Here is a 20,136-nt window from a genome sequence, read left to right on the forward strand (position 1 = left end):
TTCGGATGTGAATCGCTTTTTCGGCATGGTCTGACTCTCCTTTTCAATAGCATATGAAATTTCAAGTCGGACCAGTTTTTTCAGGTCAGGTCATCCCGTGCGGCCAATGAACAGTCTGCCTCCATCGAGGACTGAGATCATGGCGTGGACTTATTTGTTTCTTGCCGCAGCCCTGGAAATCGTGATGGGACTTTCCCTCAAACTGAATGCGGGCTGGACGAAGTCAGGGGCGAGCATCATCGCCGTGATGGCTGGGCTGGGCAGCATCTACTTGCTGGCACTGGCTTTACGCTCATTACCGATTGGAATGGCTTACGCCATCTGGACGGGTATCGGAACGATTGGATTGGTTCTTGTGGGGACGCTGGTATTTCAGGATGAGATGAACTGGCTCCGCGCCTGCTTCCTTGGCCTGACGCTCATCGGAATCATCGGATTGCGCTTCTCAGAAGCTGCCGCGTAAGAACAACGCTATGCAAAGGAAAGTGCCATTGACGACATACCTCCAGCATCTTGAAGGCGAGCCATCCGACGTACTGACACGATTCATCGAGCGCGTTCAGGCCATCGAATCGCTGCATCGGTCAGGCGGGCCTGGGGATCATCCGGCGTTGGCCGAGCGGTCGCACCAGCCGCTTTTCTTCAACAGGAGGAAACGCAATGAGCACGACGCTGACCTTTGTTTGCCCGGCCGGCCTGAAAGCCGACCCAGGCCGTTACGCCGCGCTCCATGGCCGCCAATCCCGGATTCGGTTCACCCAGGAACCGGCCATAAGCGGTCATTCCAGCCAGGATTGACGCTGGCGCACCACTGCCGCCGGCTTGCCCAGCGCGGCCAGCTTTACCTGCGGCGCTGCGTCGGCTTTCAGGCGCACGACAAACTCCATCAGCTCATCGCGGCGGAAGGCATGCACGCGCACGGTATCGTTGATGCGATAGCGCGACAACAAACCGTCCGGGCCGGTGGCCGGCACGCGCAAACCATCCAGCGCCACCAGCTTGTCGCCGGCTGACAAGCCTGCCTGCGCGGCCGGACTGCCTTCGTACACGCTGGCCAGCTTGGCGTCGCCGCCGTCCTTGGCGATGCGCGCGCCCAGCCAGGGCTTGGCGTCCTTCGACGGCGCATCGTCGTAGCTGACGCCGAAGTCCGGCAACAGCTCGGCCAGCGGCACGTCTTCCGTGCCCCGGATGCAGCGTTCAAAGAAGCGCCCCAGGTCGGCGCCGCTGAATTCTTCCAACAGCGCCAGGATGTCATCCTCCGGCACGCCCTGCCCGCGCGCGCCGCCTTCATAAAAATCGCGCCCGTAACGGCTCCACAAACCGCGCATGACATCATCCAGGGTACGGCGGCCGCGCGTTTGCTTGCGTATCGTCAGGTCCATCCCCAGCGCCACCAGCGAGCCCTTGGTGTAATAGCTGACGATGGCATTGGGCGCATTCTCGTCCTGGCGGTAATACTTTACCCAGGCGTCGAAACTGGACTCGGCCACGCTCTGCTTCTTGCGGCCGCTGCCGCGCAGCACGCCGGTGACGGTCTTGGAGAGCATATTGAGGTAGGCACCGGTATCGATCACGCCGGTGCGCACCAGGAACAAGTCGTCGTAATAGCTGGTGAAGCCTTCGAACAGCCACAGCAGCGAGGTGTAGTTTTCTTGGCGCAGGTCGTACGGCGCGAACACCGCCGGCTTGATGCGCTTGACGTTCCAGGTATGGAAGTACTCATGGCTGCACAGGCCGAGATAGGTGCGGTAGCCGTCGGTCTGTTCCGGCTTGCCCTTGACCGGCAAATCGGCGCGCGCGCAGATCAGCGCGGTCGATGCACGGTGCTCCAGGCCGCCGTAGCCGTCGCCCACCGCCAGCGTCATGAAGACGTAGCGCGACATCGGCGCGCGCTTGCTCTTGGGCTCGAAGAACGCGATCTGCGCCTCGCAGATCTTCTTGAGATCGTCGCACAGGCGGACCATGTCGAGATTGGGCGCCTGGCCGGTGATCACCACATCGTGCGGCACGCCATGCGCCTTGAAACTGGCCAGCGCGAAGTCGCCAAGCTCGACCGGATGATCGATCAATTCATCATAGTTTTGCGCCACATAGGTGCCGAAGCCATAGCGCCTGGCTTTCAGTTCCGGCATCGCGGTGGCCACGCGCCAGCGCTTGAAGGCATCGCCTTCCGGGCGGCGGATGTCGACCACGTGCCGGCCCTGCTCGAAACCCCGCGCGGCCAGGAACACGCTGGTGCCGTTGAAGAAGCCGTGGGTCCGGTCCAGGTGCGCGGTGCGCACCGACAAGTCCCAGGCATAGACCTGGTAGCTCAGCGTCAATGCCGATGTGCAGGCGGCGGCTTGCCAGGTGTGCTTGTCGAGCTTCCTGACGGCCACCTTCCTGCCGCCGGACTCGGCGCGCAGCCGCACGATGTTTTTGGCGAACTCGCGCACCATGTAGCTGCCCGGGATCCATGCCGGCAGCGTAAAGACCTGGCCCTCGGCCGCAGGCCGATCGACCGTGACGGTGACGTCATAGACGTGGGATGCCGGATCGTTGGAGGTAATGGTGTAGCGGATAGGAGTAGCCATATGGGTCCTGTAAGCCTGCGCATCATTGCGCATGCGCCTGTGCGGTGAATGGGATTATTTTACTTGAGCGCCCGCCTCTGCGGGACTGCGTGGCGCCTCCGCGGCTTTGCCCGCACGGACGAAAAAAAACCGGACAGACTTGCGTCTGTCCGGGTCCAGGGTCAAATGAAGCAAACTTGTTATCGGGCCGGCATCAGCGCGGCAGCAGCGATGCGCCCATCAAGAACTCGTCGACTGCACGGGCGCATTGGCGGCCTTCACGGATCGCCCAAACAACCAGCGACTGGCCGCGGCGCATGTCGCCGGCGACAAACACCTTGTCGACCGACGTCTTGTAGCAGCCTTCGCCATCGGTAGTCGCCTTGGCATTGCCGCGCGCATCCTTCTCGACGCCGAAGGCGTCCAGTACCTGCTGCACCGGCGAGACGAAGCCCATCGCCAACAGCACCAGGTCGGCCTTCATTTCGAATTCCGAATCCGGCACTTCCTGCATCTTGCCGTCCTTCCATTCGACGCGGGCGGCGATCAGCTTCTCGACCTTGCCGTTCTTGCCTTCCAGGCGCTTGGTGGCCACCGCCCAGTCGCGGTTGCAGCCTTCTTCGTGCGAGGAAGAAGTGCGCAGCTTGGTCGGCCAGTACGGCCACACCATCGGCTTGTTCTCGGTTTCCGGCGGTTGCGGCATCAGTTCGAACTGGGCCACCGATTCGGCGCCGTGGCGGTTGGAGGTGCCCACGCAGTCCGAACCGGTATCGCCGCCGCCGATCACCACCACGTGCTTGCCGGTGGCCATGATCTGGTTTTTCAGCTTGTCGCCGGCATTGACCTTGTTTTGCAGCGGCAGGAAATCCATGGCGAAGTGCACGCCCTTGAGCTCGCGGCCGGGAACCGGCAGGTCGCGCGGCTGCTCGGCGCCGCCGGCGATGACGATGGCATCGAACTCCTTCTTCAGCTCGTCCGGCGACACGGTTTCCTTGGACCAGTTATTGACCGTCTCCGGGAAATCCTTGCCGACGAACACGCCGGTGCGGAAGGTCACGCCTTCGGCCTTCATCTGCTCGACGCGCAGGTCGATGTGCGACTTTTCCATCTTGAAGTCGGGAATGCCGTAACGCAGCAGGCCGCCGACGCGGTCGCTCTTCTCGAACACAGTCACGTCATGGCCGGCGCGCGCCAGCTGTTGCGCCGCTGCCATGCCGGCAGGACCGCTGCCGACCACGGCGACTTTCTTGCCGGTCTTGACGGCGGCCGGTTGCGGCACCACCCAGCCGTTTTCCCAGCCCTTGTCGATGATGAAATGCTCGATCGACTTGATGCCCACGGCGTCGTTGTTGATGCCCAGCGTGCAGGCGGCTTCGCACGGCGCCGGGCAGATGCGGCCGGTGAACTCGGGGAAGTTGTTGGTCGAGTGCAGCGTATCCAGCGCTTCCTTGTAGTTGCCGCGGTAGACCAGGTCGTTCCAGTCCGGAATGATGTTGTTGACCGGGCAGCCGTTATTGCAGAACGGAATGCCGCAGTCCATGCAGCGCGCGCCCTGGATCTTGGCGTCGCCTTCGGTCAGGTGCAGGACGAATTCCTTGTAATGCTTGGTGCGCGCCGACGGCGCTTCGCTCGCCTCTTTCAGGCGCTGGTACTCCATGAAACCGGTTGCTTTTCCCATTTTCCTCTCACATTTCTCGCTAAGGATGCGACGGGCGGCGATTCAATGCCGCAGCGCCCGCCGACGTGCTTGTGTACTTGATTGATCCGAAAAGACCGCCGCTCAGGCGGCGACCTTTTCCTTCTTGGCTTCGGCAGCAACGGCCAGTTCGGCCAGCGCACGCTTGTATTCGGTCGGGAAAACCTTCACAAACTTGGTGCGCGATGCCGCCCAGTTGTCCAGCAGGTAGCGCGCGCGCGTGCTGCCGGTGTACTTGAAGTGCCGTTCAATCAAGCCGCGCAGGATGGCCTCGTCGGTCTGGCGCACGCCGCCGCGTTCCAGGCTGTGCCACACGCTGCGGTCCAGCGACGCTTCCTGTTCGGTGTCGGACAAGACCTTCTCCAGCGTCACCATCGCGGTATTGCACTTGCCGGCGAAGTCGCCGTCCGGATCGTAGACGTAGGCGATGCCGCCCGACATGCCGGCTGCGAAGTTGCGGCCGGTGTTGCCCAGCACCACCACGGTGCCGCCGGTCATGTATTCGCAACCGTGGTCGCCCGTGCCTTCCACCACGGCGATGGCGCCGGAGTTGCGCACCGCGAAACGTTCGCCGGCCACGCCGTTGATGAAGGCTTCGCCATTGATCGCGCCGTACAGCACGGTATTGCCGGAGATCATGTTGTCCACGGCGCGGCCGCGGAACTCGGTGTTGGGACGCACGATGATGCGCCCGCCCGACAAGCCCTTGCCGACGTAGTCGTTGCCTTCGCCCACCAGGTCCAGCGTCACGCCGTGCGCCAGGAAGGCGCCGGCCGACTGGCCCGCAGTGCCTTGCAGCTGGATGTGGATGGTGTCATCCGGCAATCCTTCATGGCCGTAGCGCTTGGCCACTTCGCCCGACAGCATGGCGCCGACGGTGCGGTTCAGGTTCTTGATCGGGGAGATGAAGGAAACCTTCTCGCCCTTTTCCAAAGCGATCTTCGCTTGCGCGATCAGCTTGTGGTCCAGCGCCTTGTCCAGGCCGTGGTCCTGGTTGTCGGTGTGGTACACCGGCATCGAGGATTGCGGCTGGTGGAAGATGCGGGTGAAGTCCAGGCCGCGGGCCTTCCAGTGCGCGATCGCCTTGCTGCGGTCCAGCAGGTCGGCGCGGCCGATCAGCTCGTCGAACTTGCGGATGCCCAGCTGGGCCATGATCTGGCGCGCTTCTTCGGCGATGAAGAAGAAGAAGTTGACCACGTGCTCCGGCTTGCCGGAGAACTTGGCGCGCAACACCGGGTCTTGCGTGGCTACGCCCACCGGGCAGGTGTTGAGGTGGCACTTGCGCATCATGATGCAGCCCTCGACCACCAGCGGCGCTGTGGCGAAACCGAATTCGTCGGCGCCCAGCATGGCGCCGATGACGACGTCGCGGCCGGTCTTCATCTGGCCGTCGGCCTGCACGCGGATGCGGTTGCGCAGGCCGTTGAGCACCAGGGTCTGCTGGGTTTCCGCCAGGCCCAGTTCCCATGGCGAGCCGGCGTGCTTGATCGAGGACAGCGGCGATGCGCCGGTGCCGCCGTCATGGCCTGCGATCACGACGTGGTCGGACTTGGCCTTGGCCACGCCCGCGGCCACGGTGCCCACGCCCACTTCCGAAACCAGCTTGACCGAGATCGAAGCGCGCGGGTTGACGTTCTTGAGGTCGTGGATCAGTTGCGCCAGGTCTTCGATCGAGTAGATGTCGTGGTGCGGCGGCGGCGAGATCAGGCCCACGCCCGGCACCGACACGCGCAGCTTGGCGATGTAGTCGGACACCTTGTGGCCCGGCAGCTGGCCGCCTTCGCCGGGCTTGGCGCCCTGCGCCATCTTGATCTGGATCTGGTCGGCCGAGATCAGGTACTCGGCCGAGACGCCGAAGCGGCCCGATGCCACCTGCTTGATGCGCGAACGCAGCGAATCGCCTTCCTGCAGGGGAATGTCGACTTCGATCACGTCCTTGCCGATTTCCGACGCCAGGGTCGCGCCCTGCTTGATGGGGATGCCCTTCAGTTCGTTGCGGTAACGGTTGACGTCTTCGCCGCCTTCGCCGGTGTTGGACTTGCCGCCGATGCGGTTCATCGCGATGGCCAGCGTGGCGTGCGCTTCGGTCGAGATCGATCCGAGCGACATGGCGCCGGTGGCGAAGCGCTTGACGATTTCCTTGGCCGGCTCCACTTCATCGATCGAGATCGCCTTGGACGGGTCGATCTTGAACTCGAACAGGCCGCGCAGCGTCATGTGGCGCTTGGACTGGTCGTTGATGAGCTGGGCGTATTCCTTGTAGGTGTTGTAGCTGTTGGAGCGGGTCGAATGCTGCAGCTTGGCGATCGCGTCCGGCGTCCACATGTGCTCTTCGCCGCGGATGCGGAAGGCGTATTCGCCGCCGGCGTCCAGGGCATTGGCCAGCACCGGGTCGTTGCTGAAGGCGGCGGTATGCAGGCGCAGCGCTTCCTCGGCCACTTCGAACACGCCGATGCCTTCGACATTGGACGAGGTGCCCTTGAAGTACTTGTCCACCAGCGACTTCGACAGGCCGATGGCTTCGAAGATCTGCGCGCCGCAGTAGGACATGTAGGTCGAGATGCCCATCTTGGACATGACCTTCAGGAGGCCCTTGCCGACCGCCTTCTGGAAGTTGTAGATGGCCTTTTCCGGCGACAGGTCGCCCGGCAGGCCGCGCGCCATTTCGGACAGGGTATCCATCGCCAGGTACGGGTGGATGGCTTCGGCGCCATAGCCCGCCAGCAGCGCGAAGTGGTGCGTTTCGCGGGCCGAGCCGGTTTCCACCACCAGGCCGGTGGAGGTCCGCAGGCCCTTGCTGACCAGGTGCTGGTGGATCGCGGAGGTGGCCAGCAGCGCCGGGATCGGCAACTGGTCGGCGTCGACCTTGCGGTCCGAGATGATCAGGATGTTGTGGCCCGACTTGACGGCGTCGACCGCCTTGGCGCACAGCGATGCCAGGCGCGCTTCGATGCCTTCCTTGCCCCAGGCGACCGGATAGCAAATGTTCAGTTCATAGGACTTGAACTTGCCGCCGCTGTGCGCGCTGATGTTGCGCAGCTTGGCGATGTCGTCGTAGTCCAGCACCGGCTGCGACACTTCCAGCCGCATCGGCGGGTTGATGTTGTTGGTGTCGAGCAGGTTGGGCTTGGGGCCGATGAACGACACCAGCGACATGACCAGCGCTTCGCGGATCGGGTCGATCGGCGGGTTGGTCACCTGCGCGAACAGCTGGCGGAAGTAGTTGTACAGCGTCTTGTTCTTGTTGGACATGACCGCCAGCGGCGAGTCGTTGCCCATGGAGCCGATCGCCTCTTCGCCGCCGGTGGCCATCGGCGCCATCAGGAATTTGGTGTCTTCCTGGGTGTAGCCGAACACCTGCTGCAGGTCCAGCAGCGGCAGCTTGGAAGACGGCTCGCGCGGCTCGTTCTTGAGCTCGTCGAGCTTGATGCGCACCGAGTTGATCCATTGCTTGTAGGGCTTGGCGTTGGCGTAGGTGTCCTTGAGTTCCTTGTCGTCGATGATGCGGCCGGCGTCGAGGTCGATCAGGAACATCTTGCCCGGTTGCAGGCGCCATTTCTGGATGATCTTGGATTCAGGGATCGGCAGCACGCCCGATTCGGACGCCATCACCACCAGGTCGTCGTCAGTGACGATGTAGCGCGCCGGGCGCAGGCCGTTGCGGTCCAGCGTGCCGCCGATGTGGCGGCCGTCGGTGAAGGCCAGCGCGGCCGGGCCGTCCCACGGCTCCATCATGGCGGCGTGGTATTCGTAGAAGGCGCGGCGGTTGTCGTCCATCGCGGTGTGGTTTTCCCAGGCTTCGGGCACCATCATCATCATCGCCTGCGGCAGCGGATAGCCGGCCATGACCAGCAGCTCCAGCGCGTTGTCGAAGCTGGCGGTGTCGGACTGGCCTTCATAGATCAGCGGGAACAGCTTCTTCAGGTCCGCGCCCAGCACGGCCGACTGCATCACGCCTTCGCGCGCGCGCATCCAGTTGAAGTTGCCCTTGACGGTGTTGATTTCGCCGTTGTGGGCGATCAGGCGGTACGGGTGGGCCAGCGGCCACTCGGGGAAGGTGTTGGTGGAGAAGCGCTGGTGCACCAGCGCCAGCGCGGAGACGCAGCGCTCGTCCTGCAGGTCCTTGTAGTACACGCCGACCTGGTCGGCCAGCAGCAGGCCCTTGTAGACCACGGTGCGGGCCGACATCGAGGGCACGAAGAATTCCTTGCCGTGCAGCAGGTTCAGCGCCTGGATGGCGTGGCCGGACGACTTGCGGATCACGTACAGCTTGCGCTCCAGCGCGTCGGTCACCATCACGTCCGGGCCGCGGCCGATGAAGATCTGGCGGATCACCGGCTCTTTTTCGCGCACGGTGGGCGACATCGGCATGTCGCGGTCGACCGGCACGTCGCGCCAGCCCAGCACGATCTGGCCTTCGGCCAGCACGGCGCGTTCGATTTCCTGCTCGCAGGCGATACGCGAGGCGTTTTCCTTGGGCAGGAACACCATGCCCACGCCATATTCGCCCGGCGGCGGCAGGTCCACGCCCTGCTTGGCCATTTCTTCGCGGTAGTACTGGTCGGGAATCTGGATCAGGATACCGGCGCCGTCACCCATCAACGGGTCGGCGCCCACGGCGCCCCGGTGGTCCAGGTTCTTCAGAATCAGCAATCCCTGGTCAACGATGGAATGGGTTTTCTTGCCCTTGATATGGGCGATGAATCCGACGCCACAGGCGTCATGTTCATTTGCTGGGTCGTAAAGGCCTTGCGCGTGCATATCGGTACTCCACCACATTGACAGTAAGGAATTGAAGAATAGTGCAGTGCACCCAATACTTCAACAAGAATAAAAGGGGTCTGAGTAAAATTAAATTCCACAAAGATTTTAGGAATTTTTAATTGGGGACGCAGTAATTAAATAAGAACCAAGCCATTGATCTGTAAGGATTATTTTTAAAACCGCTGCTTTTCCTGTTCCTGATGCGCCGACTCCTCGCCGGCCTGCGGCTTGGCGCTTGCCGGCCGGCCGCGCTTGGCGGGACTGACGCGGCGATGCGTCTGGCGCTCCAGCGCCAGCTTGAACTCGTCGGATCCCAGCGCCCAGCCCTTGAGCGTGGCATCGGTGATGCGCACGATGTCGTCCTGCGCCAACCCCTCTTCCGTCAGTTGCCGATAGGCGATCTCACGGTCGAACGGAGTGTTGCCAATCGACCAATACACCGGATGGTCGGTGATCAGGCCATCCTGCTTTGCGCCAATGTGATGCATGTAACTGGACCACGGATACTCGCCGGGGCCGCTGGCCAACCCATTGCGCACCGGATTGAGCTCGATGTAGCGGCAGATGGCCAGCAGATACTGCTCGGCATCCACGACGGTGGCGCGATAACGCCCCTGCCACAGCGTTCCGCTGCGCCCGTGCTTCTGGTTGAAATAAGGGACGTAGTGACGCCCTATCCACTGCATCATTCGTGCCAACCCCTGCTCATCGACTGGCGTGGCCAGCAAATGCAAGTGGTCAGGCATCAGCACATAGGCGTGGACAGCGACCTTGAACTGGCGCGAGGCCTCCTTCAGCCAGCCCAGAAAGGCCAGATGGTCTTCGGTGTCGCGAAAGACCGCCAGGCCGTCATGGCCGCGCTGGATGATGTGATGGGGCTGATGGGGAACGACGAGACGCGGAAGGCGGGCCATGGGACTACTCACTCGGAGCCGGGTGGCGAAGTCGACATTCTAATGCACTCCGTCCCCAATTATTAGCAAGGATTTGTCACAAGCTTTGCAAAAGACAACCGGGTCGCACTGTATGGGGGAATATTGCCGGCCCTTTAATCGCCGAAAACCGATGTGATCGCCTCAACGACGACACGCACCCTGGCCGTGCGCGCCAAGTCCTGGTGCAACACCAGCCACGCCTCGTAGGGCTTGGCCCGCCGGCGCTCCGGCCATAGCCGTACCAGCGCGGGATCGCGCTGGGCCAGATACTCGGGTAACTCGCCTATGGCCAGGCCGGCGCGCACGAAGGTCGTGAGCATCAGACTCGAATCCAGTTCGGCAACCACGCGCCCCTGCGCCCTGGATTCACCTGCCAGCGTGTTGTCCTGCCGGCCGGTTACCCCATCCTGGTAGAGCGCAATGTCGTGGCTCGCAAAGCCATCTCCGGGCTGCGGTTCACCATGCTTAGCCAGATAAGTCCGGGTTGCGTACAGGCCCACATCCCAACAACCGAGTTGGCGAACAATCAAGTCAGGTTGCTCTGGCCGCAAGGTACGTACGGCAATGTCGGCCTCTCGCCGCGCCAGGTCGAGCAGCCGCGTCGTGGTGCTCAGGATCACCCGCACCTCAGGATGGCTGGCTCGCAGGCGTTCAATGGCCGGAACCACGAAGTCCACCGCTAACGCGTCCGTGGTGGTCACGCGCACCTCTCCGGCCACGCGCGCGTCGGCCCCCTCGCCGCGGCGCTCAAAGGAGACAGCCATGTGCTCCATTTCCTCGGCCATGCGCAACACTTCCAGGCCGGTGTCGGTCAGCACCAAGCCGCCAGTGGTGCGCAGGAACAGCCGGCTGCCCAGCGCCCGCTCCAATCCGGCCAGACGCCGGCCCACTGTAGTCTGGTCGATCGCCAGCTGCTGCGCCGCCCCGCGCAAGGTGCCGGCACGCTGAATTGCCAAGAATATCCGCACGTCGTCCCAGTTCATACCGCTCCATTTTCCAATGCTGCAAATATGCAGCTACAGGCTGCCATTTTATGCATTTTCACATGAAAGGTATCTCCGTAACATGGCACTCTTCCTTTTGACCCTTTGACGCGCAGCCAGCCCGCCTGGCTGCGGGGAGCTGCCATGCCTCGCTTACCGTTCATCCTGACTGTCGCCATGCTGAGCGCCTTCGGCCTGATTGCTTCGGACGTTTATCTGCCCGCCATGCCAAGCATGACCACCGAGTTCGGCGTCGCCGACTGGCAGATGCCGCAGACAATCTCGTTCTACCTCCTGGCGCTGGCAATGGCACAGTTGGCCTACGGGCCACTATCGGATCGCAATGGCCGCAAGCCCGTACTGCTTGCCGGCATCATCCTCTACATCATCGGCTCGGTGGGGTGTGCGACCTCAGCCACCTACAACGGATTACTGGCATGGCGCATGCTTGAAGCAGTGGGCGCGGCCGCCGGACTTGTCGTTGGACGCGCCCTGATCGCCGACACCTGCGACAAGCGCACCTCCGCCAAGGTCTATGCGGTGATCTATCCGCTGGTGTCGCTGTCGCCGGCCCTGGCGCCGGCCATCGGCGGGCACTTGGCAGCAGCCTTCGGCTGGCGCGCCGATTTCCTGTTCGTGGCCGCGTTCGGTGTCGTGGCGCTACTGATGGCGATAATGCTGCTGCCGGAAACGCTCCCCCGCCATGCCCGCACCCAAACGTCTCCCTTTAACGGCTTCAGCCATGTCCTGCGCGACCGAACTTTTCGCCGCTATACATTGGTGGTCTGTGCGATCTATTGCGCCTGGTTCGCCTACTTGACCCAATCGCCGTTTCTTTTCGCGCGCCAAGGCTTGAGCGAGGAACAAAGCGGCTGGCTGTACCTGCCGCTGACGGCCGGCATCATCGGCGCCAACCTGCTGACCAAGCGGTTGCTTGATCGCTGGCCCTACGACCGCATCCTCGCCGCCGGCGTCATGTGTTTCATGCTTGGCGGCGTGGCATTTTTGGCCGTGTTCGCATTGGGGCTGCATGGCGCGGCAGCCGTGGTGCTGCCGATGTGCCTGGTCAGTCTCGCCAATGGTTCGTCATTGTCGCTGGCGGTATCCGGAGCCATTGCGAGCGAGCACGGACATGCGGCCACTGCATCGGGACTGGTAGGGTTCTGCCAGATCGGCAGCGCCGCGCTGGCGGCGATGGGCATCAGTGCGGCCTTCGGCACCGGCCTTGGCGTGCTTGGCGGCGCGGTGCTGGTGCTCGGCCTGATCGCGCTGTCAACCTGTCTGCCACGGCCTGGACGCCGGATGGGCGAAGCCTGAATAGCCGGCCCCGGTTCGGCCATTCGGCATCTGCAGGCGGTGGCAAAGAAGACACGGCCTGCGACAGGATAAACCCTGCCGGAACGGCAAAAATGATGGTTTCACTCTGAGCTGCCCATGGTAGCCTGCCCCGATGAAAATTCTTGCCATCTCAGGTAGCGTTCGCCGCAGGTCGACAAATACGGCGCTACTGATGTCTCTTCAGGCCATTGCACCGTCAGATGTAGCGATAGATGTGTACGCCAGCATTGGCGAATTACCGATCTTTTCGCCTGACTTTGACGGCCTGGAACATCCTGACAGCGTCAAACAATTCATAGCGCACATTGCGAAGAGCGATGGGGTGCTCATATCCAGCCCAGAGTACATTCGCGGCATACCGGGCGGCCTGAAGAACGCCATTGACTGGCTTGTTTCAGGCGAACAGATTATCGGAAAACCGATCGCATTGGTCCACGCATCTCCCCGCGGGGATGACATGCTCGCGGCATTGCGAACTGTGCTGTCCACGATCAGCACCTGTTTCAACAATGATCTCTTGTTGCGGGTTCCAGTGATGAATGAAGAGCCCGAGCGAGTCGCCGAGATCCTCAGGTCCGAGGCCAATCGCACCAAGGCCGAAGCATTTCTCAGCGACTTTTCCGCCTATTGCAAACAATGTGCGGAAAACCTCGACGGCAGTTCGATCGACAATCGTCGTTAAATTGCGGTGGCCGGGTCATGCTCTGAGTCCTCTCCGCTTGGCCCGTATTCCAGCGCGACACCGCCGCACTCTGCTGCACTCTGTGGCGCTACGGCCCCAACGAACACCGCGTCGAATTGCAGCACGGCAGTGCAGTATGCGTCCAGGAACCGATACTCTCATCCCGCTTCAGAATTTCGACAATGAAGCGTCGGCCACCTGATCCGGCGCGGGGCGCTGGAGTCAGGGTCATCGTGAAATAAAAAAACCGGCCGGATCGCTCCGGCCGGTTCAATGGCTTGATTGGTTTGACGACAGTAAGGCTTCAGGCCTCTCTCTTGTCGCGCGACAGCAGCAGGCTCAGGATGATCGACACCAGCAGGATCGCCCCCACCACCGCCAGCGACCACACCACTGGAATGTGGAACCAGTAGGCCGCCAGCATCTTCACGCCGACAAACAGCAGCACCAGCGCCAGGCCATATTTGAGCAAATGGAAGCGCTCTGCCGAGTCGGCCAGCAAGAAGTACAGCGCGCGCAGGCCCATGATGGCAAACATGTTCGAGGTGAAGACGATGAACGGATCCTTGGTGATCGCAAAGATGGCCGGGATGCTGTCCACCGCGAAAATCAGGTCGGAAAGTTCGATCAGCAACAAGACCAGCATCAGCGGCGTGAAATATTTGACGCCGTTTTGCACGGTGAAAAACTTCTCGCCGTCGTATTCCTTGCTGATCTTCAGGTGGCCGCGCAGCCAGCGCAGCAGCGGATTGTCGCCAAGATCGGGTTCCTTGTCGGCGAACACCAGCATCTTCACGCCGGTAAACACCAGGAAAGCGCCGAACAGGTAAAGAATCCAGCTGAACTGCGCGATCAGCCAGGCGCCCAGCAGGATCATCACCGCCCGCATCACGATCGCACCGAGCACGCCGTACAGCAGCACGCGACGCTGCATCTCGGGCGGCACCGCGAAGTAGCTGAAGATCATCAGGAATACGAAGATGTTGTCGACCGACAGCGCCTTTTCGATCAGGTAACCGGAGAGGAATTCAGCCCCCTTCTGGTTGGCGAACTCGCGCCCCACGTTCGCATCCAGGTACCACCACATCAGGCCGGCGAACAACAGCGCCAGCGATACCCATGCCAGCGACCACCCCAGCGCCTCCCTGGGCGAGACACGGTGCGCGCGGCGTCCGCCCAGCGCAAACATGTCAAGCGCCAGCATGCCCAGCACAAATACGATGAAACCCAGCCACATCGGGCCGCTTGCGAAACTCTCTACGCCGCTCACTTTTTACCCCTTTTCATTGGATTGCGGATTCCAGGCGTGCATCAGTCGAAATCGAAGATCTCGCCAAGGACCCCCTTTTTCTTGCGCCGGTGGTCATAGCCTTGCGATCCGGCGCCATAGCCATCGCGATGCGGCTGGCCGCCATGCCCGAAACGCGGGTCATAGGCTTGCTGCGGCGGCGCCTGGCGCTGCGCCGCCGGGGCTGCGACCGGCATGGCGCTGGCTGCGGAACGCTCGATCAGCTTGTCGAGCTCGCCGCGATCCAGCCACACGCCGCGGCATTGCGGACAATAATCGATCTCGATGCCTTGCCGCTCCGAAATCAGCAGATTAGTCGTTGTACACACAGGACATTTCATTCGTCGCTCCTTGATGGCAACCACAATATGGCCGGCGTCCGATGTGGACGCCGCCGATGACACGCCACTTTAGGAGAAAACGATGCGAATGAAAATTCGAATATTCTGAGATAATCGATCGAGAAAACCGATGATACCAAGATGCCCTCGCTCAACTACAAACATCTTCATTATTTCTGGACCGTCGCCAAGACCGGCAGCGTAGCGCGCGCCGGCGAACGCTTGCACCTGACCGCGCAAACCATCAGCGGCCAGCTAACGCTGTTCGAAGAAAACATAGGATACAAGTTGTTCAACCGCGTCGGACGCAGGCTGGAATTGAATGACGAAGGAAGAATGGTGTTCGATTACGCCGAGCGCATCTTTACCGTGGGCGAAGAGCTGGAAGAAGCCTTGCGCTTCCGCCCCGGCGGCCGCGCGCTGCAACTGCGCGTGGGGGTGGCCGACGCGGTGCCCAAGGCGATCGCCTACCTGCTGCTGGAAACCGCGTTGTCGATGGAGGAACCGATCCGTATCGTCTGCCGCGAAGGCAAGCTGGATGCGCTGCTGGCCGAACTGGCCATTCATCGTCTCGACATCATCATCGCCGACAGCCCCATGCCCGCCAATGTCGATGTGCGCGGCTACCACCACCTGTTGGGTGAATGCGATACCAGCTTCTTCGCCACGCCCGAGCTGGCCAGGCGCTACAAGAAGGGCTTTCCGCACAGCCTGGACGGCGCGCCGTTCCTGATGCCAGGCGAGGATGCGGCGGTACGCCCGCGCCTCTTGCGCTGGTTCGAGAAGGAAAAGATCCGCCCCAGAATTGCCGGCGAATTCGATGACGGCGCCCTGCTGCTGGCCTTCGGTGACGCCGGCACCGGCATCTTTGCCGCGCCGACAGCCATCGCCGCGCAAGTCAGGAAGCAATATGGCCTCGTGCAAATAGGCAAGACCGATGCCGTCAGGGAACAGTTCTACGCCATCTCGGTAGAACGCAAACTCACGCATCCGGCGGTGCTCGCCATCCAGTCGGCAGCCCGTGACAACCTCATCGTCGGCAGTTCGCACGCATAACCCGCTTGCCGATGAAAACGATATCGCGCCGACGCCTTCTTCTTCGATGTTCCCGCACACATTTCCATATCGGCTGCAAAGCCAGTCCTGGCGCGGACACCCAAGGCAAGAAAAACGAAAAGTACAAAAGAAAAACCCCACGTACTTTGCAGTCCGTGGGGTAAATCCCATTCTCGGGGGGGAGAATGGAGGGGGAACTTCAATATATGAAAATCGATGTTGTGGCGCAGCGTTTTTTACAAATTGTTACGCCATCTTCATATGACGCAAGCAAGAAAAATTGCCGCCGCCATGGTTGGGTTCAATATATCAAACGCACGCCATAAGTAAAGAACGCAATACCAGAAAAGACGACGAATATTGTTCTCGTCTACTGATCAGATAAGTGGTGATACGCCCATCCTTGCCGAGCGAATAGGTCGAATAACCGCGCGGCTCATTCTGCATATCGATCACCGAGCGCGGCACCACCGCCACACCGGCGCCGGCGGCCACACATGCCAGAATGGCATGATAAGACGCCAACTCCAGCGTACGGCCAGGCCGCCGCCCCTTGCCGGCAGAGGAAAACCAGTTTTCCGCATGGCGGCGATAGGTGCACCCCTGTTCGAAGACGATCAGCGTATCGAGCATGACATCGTCCGGCGAGCGCACCCGGCGATGGCTCTTCGGCGCCACCAGCAGCAGCTCTTCCTTGAACAGGGGCGTGGCGTCGAAGGCGGGATCATCGATCGGCCCGGCCACCAGCGCGGCGTCGAGCTTGAAATCGCGCACCTGGGCCACCAGCGTTTCGGTGGGGGCGGTAGATAGCTCCAGCCTCACCTCCGGCCAGCGGCTATGGAATTCGGCCAGCGGCGCCGGCAACCTGCTGGCCGCGGCGCTCTCCATCGAACCGATCCGCAAGCGCCCGCGCGGACTTTGCGGCGCGACCGCCTGGCGCGCCTCCTGCACCAGGTCGAGAATGCGCTCGGCGTAATCCAGCATGGATTGCCCGGCCGCCGTCAACACCATGCGGCGGCGGTCGCGCACGAACAGCGGCACGCCAATCGATTCCTCCAATTGCTTGATGCGCGTGGTGACGTTGGATTGCACCCGGTTGAGCCTTTCGGCGGCGCGCGTGATGCCGCCTTCGGCCACCACGGCGCGGAAGATTTCCAGTTCGGCCAGTTCCATTTCAATCTCCATTGAAGATGAAGTCATTCTTATTATTCATTTTTTCGAATGCATGAAACAAGATAGCATAGACATCCTCGTCAATAAGAATATGCATCCGCCATGATTTGCCATTGCAGCCGCAGGCATCCGCGCCAGCGCTTCCCCATCTTATGCAGCACCCCTGCCTCATTCCCCAGCACCGCCGTGCAAGGAGCCGGCGCATGAGTGCCGCCGCGCACGCTCCGGCGCAGGCCAGCCGCGCCACGGCCTGGAAAGTCTGCCTGGCCGGCATGCTGACCCTGTCGGTGGCGATGGGCATCGGCCGTTTCGCCTTCACGCCGCTGCTGCCGATGATGCTGCATGAAGGCAGCCTCAACCTGCAGATGGGCGGCTGGCTGGCCACCGCCAATTACCTGGGCTACTTCATCGGCGCCATGCTCTGCGCCTTCCATCGCAGCAACAAGCCGGTGCCGCTGATACGCGGCGGCCTGGCCGCCACCATCCTGCTCACGCTGGGCATGGGCTTGCTGCACGAGGATGCGATGTGGCTGGGGTTGCGGCTGCTGTCAGGCGTGGCCAGCGCCTATGTGTTCGTCTATACCGCCGGCTGGTGCCTGCAGCAGCTGACGCAACTGAAGCATCCCGAGCTGGGCGGCGTGATCTTCTGCGGTCCCGGCATCGGCATCGCATTGAGCGGCCTGCTCACCGGCGCCATGGTGACGGCCGGTTGGCTGGCCGCTTCCGGCTGGATCTTATTCGCGCTCATCTCGCTGGCCTTGACGGCCCTGGTCTGGAAGACGTTCAACTTCGATGCCGGCCAGGCGCAAGCCGGCCCCGCCGCCGCGCAAACCCAGGACGCCCGGCAGGAATCTCCCGCGCAAAAGCGCGAAGTGCGCCAGCAGGTGATCGCCTATGGCATGGCCGGTTTCGGCTACATCATCACCGCCACCTTCCTGCCGGTGATCGCCCGCCAGGCCTTGCCGGGATCGAACTGGCCGGACTTCTTCTGGCCCATCTTCGGCTTCGGCGTGGCGCTGGGCGCCTTCGGCGCGACGCGCCTGCCGGTGCATGGCGACCAGCGCCTGCTGCTGGCCTGCAGTTACATCATGCAAGCCGCAGGCGTTGCGCTCTCCATCTTGCTGCCCAATGCCATCGGCTTCGCATTGAGCTGCCTGCTGCTGGGCCTGCCCTTCACTGCCATCACGCTGTTTGCGATGCGCGAGGCGCGACGCCTGCGCCAATCGCATGCCAGCAGCCTGATGGGGTTGATGACGGCCGCCTACGGCATCGGCCAGATCGCCGGCCCGCCGCTGGCGACCGCGCTGGTGCACAGCAGCGGCTCGTTTACGCCATCGCTGTGCGTGGCGGTGGCGGCCCTGCTGGTCGGCGCCGTCCTCTATTACAGGCTGACGCTGAGCCACAAACTGGAACACAAGGCGGCCTGACTCCGGCGCGCAACGACCCCGCAAAAAAACGCCCGCTGCAGTAGCTGCAGCGGGCGTTTTCGCCTCCGGAAGCCAGTCCCGGAAAAGGCGGGTCAGCGGAACGCCGGTTCGGAGAAGCTGCGCAGCTTGCGGCTGTGCAGTTGCTCGATCCCGTTGTTGCGCAACAGCTCCAGCGCACGGATGCCGATCTGCAAGTGCTGCGCCACCCGCTGCTCATAAAAGCTGTTGGCCATGCCGGGCAGCTTGATCTCGCCGTGCAACGGCTTGTCCGACACGCACAGCAACGTGCCGTAAGGCACCCGGAAACGGAAACCGTTGGCCGCCACCGTGGCGCTTTCCATGTCGAGCGCGATGGCCCGGCTCTGGGAAAACCGCAGCAGCGGCATGCGATGGTCGCGCAGCTCCCAGTTGCGGTCATCCACCGAAGCCACCGTGCCGGTGCGCATGATGCGTTTGAGCTCATATCCCTTGAGCTGCGTGATGCTGGCCACCGCGTCCTGCAGCGCCAGTTGCACTTCGGCCAGCGCCGGGATCGGCACCCACAGCGGCAGGTCGTCGTCCAGCACATGGTCGTCGCGCACATAGGCGTGCGCCAGCACGTAGTCGCCCATGCGCTGCGAAGCCGACAAGCCGGCGCAGTGCCCCAGCATCAGCCAGCCGTGCGGGCGCAGCACGGCGACGTGGTCGGTCACGGTCTTGGCATTGGATGGCCCGACGCCGATATTGATCAGCGTGATGCCGCTGCCGTCGGCGCGCTGCAGGTGGTAGGCCGGCATTTGCGGCTGGCGCGCCGGCGCCGCGCCCGATGCCGGCGGGGCCGTTCCTTCCTCCTGGTTGGCGCTCCAGGTGGTGACGTTGCCGGGCTCGACAAAGGCTACATATTGCTGGCGATAGGCGCGCTCTTGCGGATCGTCCGTAGGCTCCATCAGCTTGCGCCCGAGGCGCACGAACTCGTCCACGTAGAACGCATAGTTGGTGAACAGCACATAGCGCTGAAACTGGTCCGGCGAGGTGGCCGTGTAGTGGCGCAGCCGGTGCAGCGAATAATCGATGCGCGGCCCGGTAAACAGCGCCAGCGGATGCACGCCGTCGCGCCAGGCGCCATTGTCGACTTCATAGGTGCCATTGACGATGCGGTCATCCATGGCCGCCAGGTCGGGCAGGTCGAATACGTCCGGCAGCGAGCGCAGATGCTCCGGATCGAGGCTGCCTTCGACGTGGATGCCTTCCGGGAAGGCGAAGTGCACCGGAATCGGCAAATCGCTCACGCCGATCTCCAGCGGCACCTGGTGGTTTTGCAGCACCAGCTTGAACTGGCTCAGCAGGTAATTGTGGAACAGCGCCGGCCGGGTCAGCGTCGTTTCGTAACAACCGGGGCCGGCGACGAAGCCGAACGACTGGCGGGTATCGGTATGGGTCGCCTTCTCGGTGGTAATGCGCACGAAGGGATAGCAGGCGCGCACGCGCTGCTCCAGGACTTCCCCGGCCGAGAACTTGCGGAAGGCATCGCGCAGGATGGCGGTATTGCGTTCATAGATCTCAAGCACGCGCGCGTAGGCGGCATCGGGGTCGGTGAATTTTTCGGTGGCAAACATCGTCTTTCTCCATCATTGCCGCACGCAGCACAACCGGTGTGCGGCTTTTTACCGGCCATTGCCGGACGTTGAAAATCCTTGTGTGCACCTACGATATTACCCGAGTCGCCGCCTCACCATCATCGTCGGATCAGGCATCGCAATATCCCGCTTCCCTCCCTTTGCGCAGCACGGGTTCGATGCTATCGTCGGAAGCTTCCCGGACGCCGTACATCCTGTCCGCGCAATCCCGAAGGCCGCTGCAAAATCGCGGATGCCGCGCTCCGCAATGGTGCTTTCGCAAGCTCATCCGGGTGCATCCATTCC

Annotated in this window: 14 protein-coding genes and 1 pseudogene; 6 read left to right on the top strand and 9 right to left on the bottom strand. The window is 62.4% G+C overall.

The features are described from left to right. Positions 1 to 139: 139 nt before the first annotated feature. Both FB597_RS07860 and FB597_RS20565 read left to right on the top strand, forming a co-directional pair. The gene (locus FB597_RS07860) at positions 140 to 463 is read left to right on the top strand and encodes a multidrug efflux SMR transporter (protein WP_144769051.1); all 324 of its coding nucleotides are present in this window, start codon (positions 140 to 142) and stop codon (positions 461 to 463) included. Positions 464 to 479: 16 nt separating this feature from the next. Next, a pseudogene (locus tag FB597_RS20565) lies at positions 480 to 575 on the top strand (LysR family transcriptional regulator); the annotation flags it as partial. A gap of 204 nt (positions 576 to 779) precedes the next feature. Here the strand turns inward: FB597_RS20565 and FB597_RS07865 are convergent. From FB597_RS07865 to FB597_RS07885, 5 genes are all read right to left on the bottom strand, one after another. Next, entirely contained in the window at positions 780 to 2,573 is a 1,794-nt protein-coding gene (locus FB597_RS07865) for a M61 family metallopeptidase (protein ID WP_144769053.1), read from the bottom strand. Positions 2,574 to 2,766: 193 nt separating this feature from the next. After that, on the bottom strand, positions 2,767 to 4,230 hold the full coding sequence (locus FB597_RS07870) for a glutamate synthase subunit beta (protein WP_144769055.1): 1,464 nt from the start codon (positions 4,228 to 4,230) through the stop codon (positions 2,767 to 2,769). A 102-nt stretch (positions 4,231 to 4,332) separates the two neighbouring features. Continuing rightward, on the bottom strand, positions 4,333 to 9,009 hold the full coding sequence (locus FB597_RS07875; RefSeq protein ID WP_144769057.1) for a glutamate synthase-related protein: 4,677 nt from the start codon (positions 9,007 to 9,009) through the stop codon (positions 4,333 to 4,335). Between the two features lie 176 nt (positions 9,010 to 9,185). Then, the gene (locus tag FB597_RS07880; protein ID WP_144769059.1) at positions 9,186 to 9,926 is read right to left on the bottom strand and encodes a transposase; all 741 of its coding nucleotides are present in this window, start codon (positions 9,924 to 9,926) and stop codon (positions 9,186 to 9,188) included. A gap of 134 nt (positions 9,927 to 10,060) precedes the next feature. Next, on the bottom strand, positions 10,061 to 10,930 hold the full coding sequence (locus tag FB597_RS07885; RefSeq protein WP_141914270.1) for a LysR family transcriptional regulator: 870 nt from the start codon (positions 10,928 to 10,930) through the stop codon (positions 10,061 to 10,063). A gap of 144 nt (positions 10,931 to 11,074) precedes the next feature. Between FB597_RS07885 and FB597_RS07890 the strand changes: the two genes are divergently transcribed. Further along, complete coding sequence (locus tag FB597_RS07890; protein ID WP_144769061.1) at positions 11,075 to 12,247, top strand: multidrug effflux MFS transporter; 1,173 nt, start codon at positions 11,075 to 11,077, stop codon at positions 12,245 to 12,247. A gap of 133 nt (positions 12,248 to 12,380) precedes the next feature. Beyond that, on the top strand, positions 12,381 to 12,950 hold the full coding sequence (locus FB597_RS07895) for an NADPH-dependent FMN reductase (RefSeq protein ID WP_141914273.1): 570 nt from the start codon (positions 12,381 to 12,383) through the stop codon (positions 12,948 to 12,950). Between the two features lie 304 nt (positions 12,951 to 13,254). Here the strand turns inward: FB597_RS07895 and FB597_RS07900 are convergent, their stop codons facing one another. Continuing rightward, positions 13,255 to 14,220: a TerC family protein gene (locus FB597_RS07900; protein WP_141914276.1), complete on the bottom strand. Its 966-nt coding sequence runs from the start codon at positions 14,218 to 14,220 to the stop codon at positions 13,255 to 13,257. Between the two features lie 41 nt (positions 14,221 to 14,261). Continuing rightward, a complete protein-coding gene (locus FB597_RS07905) occupies positions 14,262 to 14,579 on the bottom strand; it encodes a zf-TFIIB domain-containing protein (RefSeq protein WP_144769063.1) in 318 nt (105 codons plus the stop codon). A 141-nt stretch (positions 14,580 to 14,720) separates the two neighbouring features. Between FB597_RS07905 and nhaR the strand changes: the two genes are divergently transcribed. Continuing rightward, positions 14,721 to 15,635 carry a transcriptional activator NhaR gene (nhaR, locus tag FB597_RS07910; protein WP_144769065.1) on the top strand — a complete coding sequence of 305 codons (915 nt, stop codon included), beginning with the start codon at positions 14,721 to 14,723 and terminating at the stop codon, positions 15,633 to 15,635. A 309-nt stretch (positions 15,636 to 15,944) separates the two neighbouring features. On the opposite strand, the gene FB597_RS07915 is transcribed toward nhaR, so the two are convergent. After that, positions 15,945 to 16,808 carry a LysR substrate-binding domain-containing protein gene (locus FB597_RS07915; protein WP_144769472.1) on the bottom strand — a complete coding sequence of 288 codons (864 nt, stop codon included), beginning with the start codon at positions 16,806 to 16,808 and terminating at the stop codon, positions 15,945 to 15,947. A 203-nt stretch (positions 16,809 to 17,011) separates the two neighbouring features. On the opposite strand from FB597_RS07915, the gene FB597_RS07920 reads away from it, so the two are divergent. After that, a complete protein-coding gene (locus FB597_RS07920; RefSeq protein ID WP_255517110.1) occupies positions 17,012 to 18,235 on the top strand; it encodes a YbfB/YjiJ family MFS transporter in 1,224 nt (407 codons plus the stop codon). A 92-nt stretch (positions 18,236 to 18,327) separates the two neighbouring features. Here FB597_RS07920 and FB597_RS07925 read toward each other — a convergent pair whose 3' ends face one another. Next, entirely contained in the window at positions 18,328 to 19,830 is a 1,503-nt protein-coding gene (locus FB597_RS07925; RefSeq protein ID WP_141914284.1) for an AMP nucleosidase, read from the bottom strand. Between the last annotated feature and the right edge of the window lie 306 nt (positions 19,831 to 20,136).

Source organism: Herbaspirillum sp. SJZ099, from assembly GCF_007828355.1.
In the GTDB taxonomy this organism is placed as follows: domain Bacteria; phylum Pseudomonadota; class Gammaproteobacteria; order Burkholderiales; family Burkholderiaceae_D; genus Herbaspirillum.

What these genes read in the sequence shown, in the direction of transcription:
- FB597_RS07915 (WP_144769472.1), bottom strand. Translation starts at nt 16,808, where the DNA reads ATGGAACTGGCCGAACTGGAAATCTTCCGCGCCGTGGTGGCCGAAGGC.
- FB597_RS07865 (WP_144769053.1), bottom strand. Translation starts at nt 2,573, where the DNA reads ATGGCTACTCCTATCCGCTACACCATTACCTCCAACGATCCGGCATCC.
- FB597_RS07860 (WP_144769051.1), top strand. Translation starts at nt 140, where the DNA reads ATGGCGTGGACTTATTTGTTTCTTGCCGCAGCCCTGGAAATCGTGATG.
- FB597_RS07925 (WP_141914284.1), bottom strand. Translation starts at nt 19,830, where the DNA reads ATGTTTGCCACCGAAAAATTCACCGACCCCGATGCCGCCTACGCGCGC.
- nhaR (WP_144769065.1), top strand. Translation starts at nt 14,721, where the DNA reads ATGCCCTCGCTCAACTACAAACATCTTCATTATTTCTGGACCGTCGCC.
- FB597_RS07880 (WP_144769059.1), bottom strand. Translation starts at nt 9,926, where the DNA reads ATGGCCCGCCTTCCGCGTCTCGTCGTTCCCCATCAGCCCCATCACATC.
- FB597_RS07890 (WP_144769061.1), top strand. Translation starts at nt 11,075, where the DNA reads ATGCCTCGCTTACCGTTCATCCTGACTGTCGCCATGCTGAGCGCCTTC.
- FB597_RS07875 (WP_144769057.1), bottom strand. Translation starts at nt 9,009, where the DNA reads ATGCACGCGCAAGGCCTTTACGACCCAGCAAATGAACATGACGCCTGT.
- FB597_RS07885 (WP_141914270.1), bottom strand. Translation starts at nt 10,930, where the DNA reads ATGAACTGGGACGACGTGCGGATATTCTTGGCAATTCAGCGTGCCGGC.
- FB597_RS07895 (WP_141914273.1), top strand. Translation starts at nt 12,381, where the DNA reads ATGAAAATTCTTGCCATCTCAGGTAGCGTTCGCCGCAGGTCGACAAAT.
- FB597_RS07905 (WP_144769063.1), bottom strand. Translation starts at nt 14,579, where the DNA reads ATGAAATGTCCTGTGTGTACAACGACTAATCTGCTGATTTCGGAGCGG.
- FB597_RS07920 (WP_255517110.1), top strand. Translation starts at nt 17,012, where the DNA reads ATGAGTGCCGCCGCGCACGCTCCGGCGCAGGCCAGCCGCGCCACGGCC.
- FB597_RS07870 (WP_144769055.1), bottom strand. Translation starts at nt 4,230, where the DNA reads ATGGGAAAAGCAACCGGTTTCATGGAGTACCAGCGCCTGAAAGAGGCG.